Annotated in this window: 12 protein-coding genes and 1 pseudogene; all 13 read right to left on the bottom strand. The window is 70.7% G+C overall.

The window, feature by feature from the left end; genetic code table 11:
- Window positions 1-186: 186 nt before the first annotated feature.
- The 13 genes and pseudogenes from ACTWQR_RS35045 to ACTWQR_RS34985 all read right to left on the bottom strand — a co-directional run bounded on the left by ACTWQR_RS35045 (window position 187) and on the right by ACTWQR_RS34985 (window position 12055).
- The gene (locus ACTWQR_RS35045) at window positions 187-501 is read right to left on the bottom strand and encodes a hypothetical protein (RefSeq protein ID WP_443231254.1); all 315 of its coding nucleotides are present in this window, start codon (window positions 499-501) and stop codon (window positions 187-189) included.
- A gap of 39 nt (window positions 502-540) precedes the next feature.
- Window positions 541-1155 (bottom strand): hypothetical protein, encoded by a 615-nt coding sequence (locus ACTWQR_RS35040; protein WP_443231253.1) that lies wholly within the window; start codon window positions 1153-1155, stop codon window positions 541-543.
- Window positions 1152-1772, bottom strand: coding sequence for a hypothetical protein (locus ACTWQR_RS35035; RefSeq protein WP_443231252.1), 621 nt, complete (start codon window positions 1770-1772; stop codon window positions 1152-1154). The genes ACTWQR_RS35040 and ACTWQR_RS35035 overlap by 4 nt, the downstream gene beginning before the upstream one ends.
- Window positions 1773-1888: 116 nt before the next feature.
- Window positions 1889-2173: pseudogene (locus tag ACTWQR_RS35030) on the bottom strand (DUF6573 family protein); the annotation flags it as partial.
- Between the two features lie 252 nt (window positions 2174-2425).
- Window positions 2426-3103 (bottom strand): hypothetical protein, encoded by a 678-nt coding sequence (locus ACTWQR_RS35025; RefSeq protein ID WP_443231251.1) that lies wholly within the window; start codon window positions 3101-3103, stop codon window positions 2426-2428.
- A 91-nt stretch (window positions 3104-3194) separates the two neighbouring features.
- Complete coding sequence (locus ACTWQR_RS35020) at window positions 3195-4091, bottom strand: methyltransferase (RefSeq protein WP_443231250.1); 897 nt, start codon at window positions 4089-4091, stop codon at window positions 3195-3197.
- Window positions 4092-4174: 83 nt separating this feature from the next.
- Window positions 4175-4894 carry a PP2C family protein-serine/threonine phosphatase gene (locus tag ACTWQR_RS35015; RefSeq protein WP_443231249.1) on the bottom strand — a complete coding sequence of 240 codons (720 nt, stop codon included), beginning with the start codon at window positions 4892-4894 and terminating at the stop codon, window positions 4175-4177.
- A 54-nt stretch (window positions 4895-4948) separates the two neighbouring features.
- A complete protein-coding gene (locus ACTWQR_RS35010) occupies window positions 4949-5116 on the bottom strand; it encodes a hypothetical protein (protein WP_443231248.1) in 168 nt (55 codons plus the stop codon).
- An 84-nt stretch (window positions 5117-5200) separates the two neighbouring features.
- Window positions 5201-5752: an LPD29 domain-containing protein gene (locus tag ACTWQR_RS35005; RefSeq protein ID WP_443231247.1), complete on the bottom strand. Its 552-nt coding sequence runs from the start codon at window positions 5750-5752 to the stop codon at window positions 5201-5203.
- 66 nt (window positions 5753-5818) lie between these two features.
- Window positions 5819-10240: a DUF3560 domain-containing protein gene (locus ACTWQR_RS35000; protein WP_443231246.1), complete on the bottom strand. Its 4422-nt coding sequence runs from the start codon at window positions 10238-10240 to the stop codon at window positions 5819-5821.
- A gap of 120 nt (window positions 10241-10360) precedes the next feature.
- A complete protein-coding gene (locus ACTWQR_RS34995; RefSeq protein ID WP_443231245.1) occupies window positions 10361-11011 on the bottom strand; it encodes a hypothetical protein in 651 nt (216 codons plus the stop codon).
- A 119-nt stretch (window positions 11012-11130) separates the two neighbouring features.
- Window positions 11131-11415 (bottom strand): hypothetical protein, encoded by a 285-nt coding sequence (locus ACTWQR_RS34990; RefSeq protein ID WP_443231244.1) that lies wholly within the window; start codon window positions 11413-11415, stop codon window positions 11131-11133.
- 70 nt (window positions 11416-11485) lie between these two features.
- Entirely contained in the window at window positions 11486-12055 is a 570-nt protein-coding gene (locus tag ACTWQR_RS34985; RefSeq protein WP_443231243.1) for a hypothetical protein, read from the bottom strand.
- Between the last annotated feature and the right edge of the window lie 911 nt (window positions 12056-12966).

The raw sequence follows: 12966 nt of genomic DNA, 5'->3' as shown, positions 1-12966 counted from the left end.
GGGTGCGACGGGCTCGTGTGCAGCTCAGAGAGCTGTCGATCTTGAGGGCAAGTATGGCAAATCGGGGTCGGCGCCATGGCGGAGAGCCTCGCGGCGAGTGCTACAGGGGGGTGACCCGAATGAGGTAGCCCCGGGGACTACGGGCGTGCGCGCCGCTGTTCCGTGTGGAGCCATTCCAGGCCACCTTCACGGGAGGAGATCTTCACAGATTGGGGCCGCTTCGAGACGCCTCGGTGGTCCCAAATGACGTCGCCGTAGCCATACGGGGTCCTGCCACAGCTCGAACGCCGTCCCGGGGGCGTTCGAGAGCAGGTGCACGGCAAGGTCGTACGCGGAGCCGACCGGCACTTCCTCGGTCAGGTAGCGCATCCCGAGAACGATGCCGCTGCCAGAGTCGTCGTACGGCTCAAGGCCGTTGTCGTCGATGCCGAGCTGCACGGCGGCCTGGTCCTCGTCGGGCAAGGCGTAGACGTACAGCTGGAGCGCGGAACGGTCGGACACGAAGGTCTCCCTTCGGGCGGGCGCGGATGCGCCGGGCGGTCAGATCTCGGTCACCGTCACGGGCGGTAGGCCCATGTGAGCGGCCCACGCTTCAGCGGCGCCGTGCAGGGTGCGAAAGCCCTGCGGCCAGATGGGGTTCCGGGCCTTCTCCGTCGCGTAGGCGTAGGTGAACACCTGCGGTCCCATGCCGTGAGAGTTCTGCAGGCGGCCGGCCAGATGGGCATGTTCGGGGCACCAGATGCGGTAGCGGCCCAAGGCGTCGAGCCCGTCACGGAACACGTCGCCGTGCTCCAGGTGGACGGCGACCGGCGCAGGCCGGGGCGGCGTGGCCCGTACCCCGGCCTTGGCCGGCACGGCCACGAACCCGCCCTCCTGGAGGCGCGCGGTGAGGTCGGCGCGCACCTCCAGCCAGGCGTCACGGGCCGCGCCGGGGCGCGGCGGCTTCCCGAGGTGGCGCCCGATGAGCAGCGTCACGTGGGCGGTGCCGTCCTCGCCGGAGTGGCCGACGGACACGGCCACTTGCTCTCCGGTGAGCCGCTGGCGCCTGAAGGCGGGGAAGCGGCTCGGGGGAAGTGCACGGCGGGTCGCGTGGACGTACCAGGACGGTGCGCCCGGCCGGTAGGGGCAGCGGTGGCGGGCGGTCGGCGTGCTCATCGTGCGTCCTCGCGGGCGTTGTCGAAACGGTTGTCCGGTGCGGCGCGGCGGACCACGTCTCCGTAGGCCTTCATGACGGCCGCTGTCGCCTCGTCGTCGACGTAGCGGAAGGTGACGATGTTGAGGCCGTCGCCGAGAACCTGCGCGGTCACCCGCTCGATCGTCCCGCGCTTGCGGTACTCGACGGTCGGTGACGGTTCGGACCGGATGACCTCGGCTCCGGGGACCAGGGCCACGAGGTGACCCGCAAGGGCGGCCCGGCCATCTGCGTGCTGGCGGGACTCCTCGTTGGCCGCGAGCACCTTCGGGTAGGTCGCGTTGTAGACCGGCAGCAGCTTGGTGCGGACGGCCTGTTCCAGCGCCCTGCCGCCCCGATCGGCGCGCATCTCGGTCCTGGGACTGTGCCGTTGCGTCAGGTAGTACGACGTGTCCGGGTACGCGACCCGCGCCCGGACGTATCCCGCACGCCGTGCGGGGGAGATCTCGATGCGCCGCCCGTCGGGGTGTTCCAGGGCGGCGCACTCCTCGCTGGAGACGGTGTACGCGCGGACGGTCCAGCCGCCACCGGGCATCAACGGCGCGGCCTCTGCGGCGAGTTGGTACGTGATGGACGGCATGACGGTTCGCCTCTTCCGACGGGTTGGTGCCGGATGAGTTGCCGCTCATCCGGGGAACTGCGGCGGTGTGGTCGGCCAGGACCCGAGGGGCGGTGGTCCGCCCCTCGGGTGGCGGGTCAGTCCTCGTGGGGCTCCATGATCGTGACCACGGGCTCACCGTGGTCACCGGGCCCGATCGCGCACACGAGCTGGACCGGGCGGGCCATCCGGGCGCGGCCGTCACGCGGTACCCGCCGGAGGTCGACGGTGACCCGGTCGCCGTCCCCGCCGCCGCGCCGGATCGCCGCGCGGGCCATGGTCAGCAGGTCCCACAGGCGGCCGCGCTCGTCCTGCGGCACCTGCCGCTCGCTGTCGCCGTCGTTCCAGGCCACGCAGCCCTCCCACACCGCACTGGTGAGGGCGACCGGGACCCGGCCTCGCGGGCCAACTCGGCGTCGGCGGCTGTCAGGACGCCGTCCGCCTGGGCCTGGGCGCGGGTGTAGGCGTGGATGATTTCGTCCGGGTCGGCCAGAGGCACCGACCGCATGGCATCGCCGCTGACGTCGGCGTCGTCGGTGACGGCCCCGTCATGCAGGACGGCGTCAATACGGGACAGCACGCTGTCACTCCTCGCGCGGCCGGTTCGAGGGGAGGCGGCACGGTGCTCCTGCGGCTCATCCGGGGAGCTGCCGCCGGGGGTGGGGCCGCTGGGCGGAGGGGCGGGCAGTGCCCGGCGCGCGGGGCCGGTGGGCGGCGGTCTCCTCGGCCGTCATCGAGGCGTGCACCGTGAGCATCGTTCCCAGGCCCCTTGCCCTCCCGGCGTCCCCGGCGGACTCGGCCTCGGCGCGCTCGTGCTCGAACTCGTCGCGGATCTGCTCGTGGCTGTAGCCCTGGTCGAGTTTCACGCGGACGGTCTTGCCCGTGAGTTCGACCGCCATGGCGGGCACGTGGCCGGGCAGGCTGGCGGGGTCCGGGGTGGCGGCTGTCCGCCTGCGGGCGGTGAGGGCGCGGGCCGCGTCGTGGTCCTGTGCCGTGGCCGGTCGGGCTGCCGGGCTGGGGGTCCCGGGGTGGTCTGCGGGGGGCTCGGGGGTCGGCGCAGCGTCCGTCTCGGCCGTGCCGGGGGCCTCGGCGGTGAGGGTGTAGAACTCGTTGGAGTGGACGTGGACTGTCCACTTCTGCCCGGGGGCGTCCTCGGTGAGCCGGGCGCGCGGCTTGCTCTGCCACGCCTCGAATGCGCGCGCCGGGTCGACCGGCACCATGTTGCCGGTCGCGGAGTCGTAGGCGCGGCAGGAACGGGCGGCTGCGCGGATCTCTGCAACGCGATTCGTCCAGTTCCGGCGGATCGTGGTCATCGTGTGTCCTCCTGGTGAGAGTTGGCGACGGAGTGAGTTGCCGCTCATTCCTAAAAATCAATGATACACCCATCAGGGTGATCAACCGACTTCAGAACAAGGTGTCCCCGCCGCCGTCGCCGAACCCCGCCTCCTGCGCGACCGTGGGCGCTGTGCCGGTACGCGGAGCCTCCGGCTCGCGTGGGCGGCTGGCCAAGGCTTCCCGCTCCGCGCGCTCGGCCTGCTCGGCCTGGGCTTCCAACTCGTCCTCGTCGCGGTTGTGGAGCACGATTTCGACGGCCGGTGAGGCGTCGCGCCACTGGTCGCGGTAAAGGTCGGTGGGGATCCCGCAGGTGGGGCGGAGCTTGATTCCGCTCTCGCGGTGGAAGCGCTCGTAGGCGGGGGAGTCCTGGTCAACGAATCCGCCCTCGATGCGGAACGGGGCGGAGTCTCTCGGGATGATGAACGCGCCCCGGCGGGCGAGCGTCTCGGCGACCGCGATCACGTGGAACTCGAACAGCGGGCCCCGGTACCCGGGGGCGTTGCCGCTGCGCTTGATCCGCCCGAACGGAGGGTTGCTGATCGCGCAGTCGAAGGGGCCAAGATTCATGCCCGGAACGTCCAGCACGTCAGCACAGATCCATGTGGCCTCCGGCAGGATGCGCCGTCCGACCCGTACGTACTCCGGGTTTTGCTCCACGCACACGATCTCGCGCGGCGGCAGACGCTCAAAGTGCCGGGTTACCACGTCGCGGGCGTGCCAGGCCAGGCGGCCGATGCCCGCGCACAGGTCGATGATGCGGTTGCCGGGGATCACGAGGTGGAGTTGGCCGGCGAGCTCGGCCGGGGTGAAGAACGCGCCGTCCAGGGCGCGGCCCGTGTTCGCGGACTCGTGGTAGTGATCGAGAACGAATTCCCGTTCCTCCTCCGTCAAGTCCCGGTCGGACGCGACCAGTTCGCACGCTCGGTTGTGCTTCTGGGCCTGCTCCTTGCTGAGCTTTCCGGCCATGACATGCCGCCTTTCTGGGTGGGGCGGTGCGCCGGTCCGGGGTGCCGCCCGGACCGGCGGTGGGTGCTCGTGCGGGCTGCGCGCTACCTGGTGCGGGCGGTGAGGTCAGCGACCAGGACGGTTGCGTTGTCGGCGTAGGTCCCGGCGTGGGCGATCGCGGATGTGGTGAAGTCGCGTGCCGCCTCGTTCGGGGTGCCGGTGAGGTAGTTGGCGAGGTTGCGGGCCGAGTCCTCCAGGGGCTCGTACGCGCCGTCGCTGGCGAGCAGGAGACGGCAGTTCTCCGGGCCGCGGGTGGTGGACTCGATCGCGGGGTGGCCGTACTGGGCCTTCCGCTGCTCGTCGGTCTCCGTCGCACCCAGGCAGGATGTGACGCGGTTGCGGTTGCCCTGGATGACGCGGCGGAGGTTGTGATCGGCGGTGAGGCGCTGGAGGGTGCCGCGTGGGGTGAGGACGTAGGCGCGGGCGTCTCCGCACCATGAGACGGTGAGCGGCTTGCCGGGGGCGGTGACGGCTACGACGGCGCACGCGGCGGGCAGGTCGTAGCCGGCGTACTCGTCCTGGCGGTCCGGCTCGGCGGCGTAGTCGCTGTAGACGGCCCGTAGGCCGGCCTCGGCGTCGGCGTGGTGGGCGGCGGCCCGGGCGAGACGGCGGGCGGCGGTGAGGGTCCAGGCACGTACCTGGTCGCTGGAACCGATGCCGTCGCACAGGACGTAGGCGCGGGCGGCGTTGTGGGTGTAGGTGGCGGTGGCGTCGCACTGGTGGGAGCGGTCGCCGATGAGCTGGAAGGCAGCGTGGGTGCGCATGAGGACTCCGGGAGGCAGGCCGGGCGCCTACGGCGCCCGGCCGAGGGGGGATGGTCAGGCGGTGGGGGCGGGCTCGGGGTGCGCCGTGACGGTCAGGTTGGCGGCGCGCAGGTCGGCGGCGACGGTGGTCATGAACGCGGTGTCGGCCTGCTTGTTGCGGCTGCCGGGGGCGTACCAGTACTGGTTCTTGCGGTGCCACTTGAAGCCGTGACGCTTCAGCACGGTGGCGGCGCCGTCGCGCGGACGCGTACCGGTGACCGTTGTCCCGTCCTCGTCCGTGTGCGTGAGGGCGAGTCCCTCCGCGGCCTACTCGCCCTCCTCGTGGGTGCTCGCCGGACGGGCGGCCTGGGCGGCGGCCTGCTCCTTGGCGGCGGCCCAGCGCCGGGGCAGGACGACATCGATGGCGATCTGCCGTGCCTGTGTGCGCCCCCAGTTGTCCCGGATGGTGTGGCCTTCGATGTCAAGGGCGCCTGTCCACCCGGCCGAGGCGGGGTCCGCGCCATCGTTGGCTTCGGACCACAGCGCGGCGGCGGCCTTCAGCGCGTCGGCGGAGATCTCCCGGTCGGTGTTGATGCCGTCGACCAGCGGTTTGCCGGTGACCTTCCGGCCGTTGACGGTGACGGTGACCGTGTTGTCGGTGGACTCGTAGCGGTCTTCCTGACCGTTGAACTGCGCGCCCTGCATGGGGCGGGTGAGCTCTTCGACGTCGGCTGTGGAGGGGCCGTCGGTCCAGTAGACGGAGATCCACGCGGAGGCGGTACCGGTGCCCTTGCGCACGTTGAACTTGACGCCGGGGAACGCGTTCTGCAAGCGGCGCTTGAGTTCGGCGGCCACGTGCTTGGTGTCGATGTAGTCCATGCCCTGTCCTTCTGGCGCGAGTTGGGTTGGTGGCGGATGAGTTGCCGCTCACCCGCAAAATCAATATTACACTCTTTGCCTCGTGGTGTCAGCCAGATGCGCAGCCCCGTCGCCCGTGCGTGCGCATCCGTCAGCCGCTCGACAGTCGCCGGACGCTTCACGCTCCGCGCGCGCCGACTCGGCGCCCTGACGCCCCGTCTCGTCCGCCTCACGGCGCGAGTCGGCACGCTCCCCGGCGTACCGGGCATCCCAGTACAGGGCGGCCTCAAAGTCCCTCACGCCGTCGTATGCGGCCTGCGCCGTCTGAAGTGCCGTCCACTCGGCGGGGGCGTGCTCGGCAAGCCGTGTCGGCTCCCCGTAGCTGATGTGCGGGTACTTCGACCAGTCCGCAAGCGCCTTACGGTCGTTGGCCGTGCCGAACCCCTGGGGGTTCTTCCGCACGGCCGCCGCCGCCTTACGCAGACGCTCACCGCCGCGCCCCTCGATGCGGTCGACCACGGCGAGCGTGAACGCCACGGCCGCCGTGTCGGTACGGTCACCGGCCATGAGCGCCGCCGTCGTGAACCGCGACGGGAACGACACCCGACGCTCACTGTTCCGGCTGGCCGACCATGCGTCGTACTGCGCCACGAACGACAACTCCGCGTCGCCGTTGCCCGCGTGCGCCTGCCCCTTGTGGTCGGTGTAGCCGTCGAACCACGCACACCAGTCGCGGGCGGCATCTTCGAACATGACCACAAGCCCGGCGTACCCGCGCGCCGTCGGCTCACGGCCGGACTCGGCCAGGCGGGCACGCCACGCCGCCTCTTGCGCGCAAAGCCGCTCCTGAGCCTCAGCGATGATCGGCGCCGCGAGCGCTTCCCGCTCCGCGCGGACCGTCGCATCCGCGATACGCTCGGCGGCTTCCTTGACGTGCTGCCCGGCCAGCACGACCACCCGGCGCCACGACGCGCACCCGCGAGCGTCCGCGCCGTTCGTCTCCGCCAGCCACGCGCGAGCGGCCTTGACGGCGTCGACCGCCGATCGCTCAGCGTCGCGCGCTTCCGAGTAGGCAGCGGACGCCAGGGCGACAGCCCGCGCGCCTGTGTCCGTGCTGCCATCCAGGGCGTTGAACGCGTCCCGCGCGTCCGTAAGGGCGGCCGTCACCTTCGACACGGCGCCGTCCATCTGCCGCACCCATTCCGCAGCGTCACGGCCCCACACTGTCCGCCCCGTGCTCTCGTGCTCACGGTTCACCGGACATGTCCCCTTGACGGCCTCCCGTACGGCCTTGAAACCGGCAGTGGAGACGGACCCCAGGTAAGAGCCTTTGTCTTCTGACCACGCGCACACGTGCTCTCGCTCCTCCACACCCGCGCGCACCATCACAAGCCCCGTGATCACGACGACACCCGCCCACGTGCGACCGGTCCAACGACGCTCCGCGCGCACGTCCCAACCCGCGTCGGCCGCCTCATGGAAGATCACGCCCGCGTTCCTCGGCATTCCCGCCAGCACGACGGCGGACGCTTCCGCCGTCTCTCCCGCGTCTGAGGCGCCCGCGTCAAGTTCCTGGGGAAATCCCCCTTCCCCACCGGGAGTGACCTCCCGCTTTGGATTGTTCGCGTCAAGCTCCCGGAGTTCCGCCCCCGGCCGAGGGGCGGTGACGCCCGGCACCGCGCCGCCGTCGCCGTCCCACGCCTCCTCGGTCCCAGGGTCGGACACACCGGCCGGAGCCGGAGCGCTCACCGTCACCGCCGGCGCGACCGGGGCCGGGGCGGCCTGGTCCTGGCGCTCGGCCAGCTCCCGCGCGTCGGCCGCCCGCTCCGCCTCGGTCTCCTCCGGGGTGGGCTCCGGGGTGACGTCGCGCGGGTCGGCGGGGATCGGCTCACCTGCCAGGGCGGCCCGCATCTGCTCGGCCGACATGCGCCCGCTCACCTCGTTGTAGGGGAGCGTGTACGTGCTGCCCTTGTGCCAGGTCTCCGCCGTTGCCGCGCGGGTGACCACGCGGCAGCCGCCGACGGCGCCGACGGTGCCGCCATCAAACGCGGCGTGGATGTGCGGCACGGTCACCGTCTTGGCGTTGATCCGGGTCACCTCGTACCAGGACCCCCGCCACTGCACGAAATCGCCCTTCACGAAGTCGTTCCGACCCCACACCTTGAAGCCGCGCCGCTCCGCCTCCTTGATCGTCTCCGCCCAGTACGTCAGTTCTTCGTCGTACTCGGCCAGACGGCGCGTCAGCTCCTCCCGGCGCGCCTCGGACGGCTCGCGTCGCCACACATCAGCCTTACGGCCCCGGTCGTCAACGCCGTCCCGCTCCCGCAGAACGCCGCGCCGCTCCGCCTCCAGCTTCTCGATACGGCGCAGCGTGCGCCCCGGGTTCTTCCGGTACCGCTCGTAGGCCTCCGCTGCCTGAGCGCGGGATGCCCAGTAACCGGCCCGCTCGCCCTCGGTGATGCTTTTGCGCATCGCGTTGTGCATGCGCTCTTGGTCCCTGCGGGCGCGCCCCTTCGAATGGTGGTCTACCAGGATCGGCTGACCCATCCAGAACCGTTCGCCGATCCGGTCCGATGCATCCCGCGCCGACTGCGACGCCGCCGCCGCACGTCCGGCCCGGTCCGCGAACCGCTCCGACCGCTCCTCGGCCGCATCCACGCGGACGGCCTCCCGCTCCGCAAACGACATGCCCTCTTCGATCACCACAGCGCACGACAGGCCGAGTGCGCGCACCGCGTCCGCAGCCCGGTTGATCTTCCACCGGTCGGCGTCCTTGTAGCGGCTGCCACGGATGAAGATCCCCGGGGTACGCCGGTAGGTCCAGCCCAGCGGGCGCAACGCTTCCCACACCCCGTCACCCTTGAAGGAGCCCTCAACGGTGGTGCCGTCTTCGTGGGTGTGCCGGATGATGATGTCCGCCGCCTCGGCCTCCTCCTCCGCCTCCACGACGTCCCCGGGCAGGGTGAGCGCGCGCAGCGCCGCCGGAGAGTGCCCCATGATCCCTGCGGCGCACTCGGCGCAGCGCGGAGCACAGCCGGGCACGTCCCACAGCAGCACCTCGAACCCGCCACACGTATTTGCTGCCGCGCAGTCACCGCGGCCGACAGGCTTCGCCCAGTCGATCGGCATAACCGCCACAGCCGCCGCAGTCTCCCCCACCTCATTTGAAGTGTCCGCGTCGAGACCTCGGGAAGTCGCCGACTCCGGAGCGGCCTTCGCCACGGTGCCCCTCTCGATCTCCTCCGCCGGAACGTCCGGTGCCACGCCGCTACCGGCCGGAGCGTCACCGGCCGGAACCTCGGTTTTCTCGGCCGGTCCCTCCCACCCCGGGCGGGTGATGCGCAGCAGGAACGCCGACGCCTGGGGCCGCACCCGCCCAGCAACCGCGCGCGGTTCCGGCGCACGCTCCGCGCACTCCTGAGCCGACGGCGAGTCAAGCCCGAACCAGCGCACGACGGCGAGAGCGTCACGAGCGGCCCAACGGGCCGTGTCGACGTCGCCCCGCCCGTACGCGGACTCTGCGCCCTCTGCGCGTTGCTCGGCCTCACGGATCGCACCCCGGGCACTGTCGTACTGCTCATCCGTCAGCACGTCCCAATCGATGCGCTGAGCGAACGCACGGACCGTGTACAGGGCAGCGCGCGCCATGCCGACCGACACGGCTGTCTGTGCGTTCTTCTCCGCCCGCTCCGCATGGATGCCGTACACGCGCGCCGTCTCGGCCGTCGCCCGCAGCACCGCCGCCGGACGCTCCGCGATCACGTACCCGATAGTGGCCCCCGTGACCTCACCCCACGTACCGCGCACGTCCCCCGTCGGAAGGGTCACGGTGTGGCCGCCGCCCGACTCGAAATGGAAGCGGAACGGGAGCCGCTCACCGCACACGGACAGTTCCGACAGCAGGTCGGAGCGCCGGAACTCCCCCTCGTAACGGTCGCCCAGCGACCGCGCTTCCATCGCTTCCGGCCACTCCTCCGCCGCCCTACGCGCGCGCTCGACTTCCGCCACGGACGGCGCCTTACGAGCACGCTTCCGGGGGGCCGAAGTCTCCGCCGCGGTCTCGGCCGGACCGGGCGCCGGAGCGTCCGCCCGATCCGTCGGCTGTGTGCGGGCGGTGGGCGCCTCTGCGGTCACCAGGTCCGCGACGGCGCGCCATGCGATGCCCTGGGCGGCCGTCTGGCCGTAGCGGGTGAGGGTGGCGCCGTCCCAGCGGTGCCCCCGGGCGGTGAGTCGCCACACGCAGCGCAGGACGGTTTCACCGCCCTCCTGGCGGGCGGTGAGCAGCAGCGCGCAGTGTCCGGGCTGCGTCTGGACGGTGGCCGTCCATCCGGCCTCCTCAGCCTGGGCGGTGAAGCGGGCCAGGTTGCGGGGCAGGGCCACCCCTTGGGCGTCCGCCGCGTGGAGCTGCTCGGCGGGCGGGGCGGTGGGCGCCGGCACTTCGGCAGGGGTCGGGGCCGGCGCCTGGGTGGGGGCGCTCGTGCTGCTGGCGAGGCGCGTGGTCGCAGTCATGTCGGGTCACTCCTGGTCAGGTTGGTGCCGGGTGAGTTGCCGCTCACACCGGGAGGCAGGGCAGGGGAGCCAGGGGTTCCCGCCGGGGCCGGTCGGGCGACCGGCCCCGGCGGGTGGTGCTCAGTTGCGGCGGTTCTGCGGGCGGTTGTCCCGGGGCGCGGTGCGGCTGGCCTCTCGGTCGCCGGTCTCGGCCTGGTCCTGAGCGGGGCGCGGTACTCGCTCGGCCTGCCGGAACTCGACTCCCGGTTCTGGGGCCAACGGCTCGTCGGTCTCGGGGTGGAAGCTGTACGCCTCCTGGATGGCGTCGGCGGTGAGCGGCCGAAGCCAGAGGTTCCGGACCTTCCAGCCGCGTACAAACTCCGACCGGTCGGGGCTGAAGGTACGCACGACCAGTCCACCGGTGGCGCACCCGACCATGCCTGCCGCGATCACGGCGCACACCCGCATGGAGGCTTCCTCGTTGATGATCACGGCGTCACCGATCACAGTGAGCTCCTGGCCCTCGATGAGCTCACCGTGCGGGGTGGTGGCGCTGGCCACCATGTGGTGCGTCCCTTCGCCGAGAACGGCGTTCAGGAGAGACAGGTACGCGTCCGCCGCGAGGTCGAGCAACGCGTGCGCCGTCTCGGCTGCGTCGCTCATCGCCTCGTCCGTCACGGGCTCGCTGACGGGTGCGGGGGTCCATCGCATCTCGTCGATGCCGAGTTCCTCGGCGGGGTCGTGGTGCGTCCCGTCGAGGCTCTGCCGGATGTGGTCTTGGTACTCGCTCATGTCCCCTGCCTTGGGTGGTTGAGTTGGTGGCGGGTGAGTTGCCGCTCATCCGTAGAATCAATAATACTCCCTTATGGAGGGTGACCGTCAACCCTCAATCACCCCCCGGACCTGCCGAGTTACGGCAACTCCACCGGCGTCACCCGCGTACGGAAGAACGCGTTCCGGGCGAGGTTGAACGTGATGCGCTTGGTCTCGCCGGTGGCCTCGCGCTTGCCGTAGATCTCGACGGCGCTCAACTCGTCGTCCTCGTAGATCACTTGCAACACCGTGCCTTCCCACACCTCGGGCCACGGTGCAGCCTGGCGAGCGGTCCTCGGCCGCGCGACGGCGGCCAGACTCCGGCTGGGGCGGCGCTCGACGCGTACCCGCTGCCCCATGCTGATCTGTCCTGTGGCGGTCATGCTGTCCCCTCTCTGGTGGCCGTGACTCCGGGAGGGTGGGGCGACCGGCGGCCGCCCCACCCTGGGCACGTCACCGTGTCCGGCCTGCCCGCTGCTCCTCGGCGGCCGTCGACAGCTCGTTGACCCCGTGGCGGGCGTGGTCGGCCCGAATGCGCGCGGCCACCTCGTCGACGGACGGGAGTCCGAACCCTCCGTCCCGGGCGAACATGTCGTACGCCTCGCGCCACCCGCGCACCTGGCACTCGACTGCAGCGCGCGACGCACACGCGATCGTCAGACCTCCGACGGTGACGGACAGTGCACCGATCCCGTCGGGGCTCACTGCCGCGCTGCGCGCCCGGACCTTGGCGCGGCGGGGCGCGTCATCCAGGAGCACAAACGAATTGATGATGAGTTCAGGCTCACGCAATTCGCCTGCGTCGACTTGCTCGGGAAAGACCCGGTCGAGCATTTCGGCGGCCTCACACCAGCCTTCCCACCACACACGCGCGGCGGTAGGGTGCCGGAATTCGATAATGGCCGTAGGGATTTTGAGTAGGGGAATGAGCGTCAGACCGATTGAAGCATTGGTCTCGTGCTCTCCAGCAATGTGGATTGTGAGTCGGCTTACCGCGTCAACGGTTTCCGTTCCGGTGTCCAACGGTGCTCCTCGTGTTGGTGATTGAGACTCAGTCAGGTTGCCGCCTGACAACAAAATCAATAATACACGCTTCGGCCTCGGAAGGGACCCACAACACCGAACCTTGCGACATCTCTTGCGCCTTCTCTTGCGGCTACTCCTGCGCCTTCTCTTGCGACAACTCTTGCGCGTGCCTCTCTGGGAGGGGCGAAGTATCCGCAGGTCAACCAAGGTTTCCGCGCGTGGTCGGGGGTCTGACATCCCCTCTGCTGCCACTTTTCCCCGCGCGGTTGAAGGATGAGTGAGGAATGGGGGCGGGTGTGGTTGGGCGGCGGCTTCGGGGATCGGGCGGCCTGGGTGTGTGGTTGCGCGTCGGGCGGGGCCGTCGCGCTGGGGTGGTGGGCCTGGGGTGGTGGGGTGGGGCCTGTTCGGCCCGTACAGAGGGGACAGGGGTGGAACCCCGAGGGTTCCCCTCCTCCCTTCGTTCCCTGCTCTCCTTCGCTCTCCTGTTCCTGCCCACCCCCGTACACCCGTCCTGCCGGAGGCAGGCCCAACCCTCCACCCCCACGCAGGGCAACCGGGCCCCGGAGGGGCCCGATTGCCCCTTCCCGGTATTCCGTGGTTTACTTTCCACACGGAATACCAATCAAATACCCTCCCTCTTAAGGGAATCGGAGATTCCCCCCAAGGAACCCCAACCACCCCCGCATTACAGGGAATCCGGGGATTCCCCAAAACCCACCCCCACAATGAATATGACGTACCCTCAACTAAAACCCCAACTCCCCACCCACAAAACAAAACCAGCGTATTTCGTGCCGGAGGCACACCCGCTTTTCGTGCCGGAGGCACGCCGGTTATGGAAATGGCCGGAGGCCAATTCCATAACCCCCCGCCGGAGGCGGGCAATTCGCGCGGGGACGCGCGAAGCG

This window comes from Streptomyces sp. 2A115, from assembly GCF_052245575.1.
In the GTDB taxonomy this organism is placed as follows: domain Bacteria; phylum Actinomycetota; class Actinomycetes; order Streptomycetales; family Streptomycetaceae; genus Streptomyces.
Note: the sequence above shows the minus strand (reverse complement) of the source record. Positions and strands in the feature narration are given on the sequence as shown.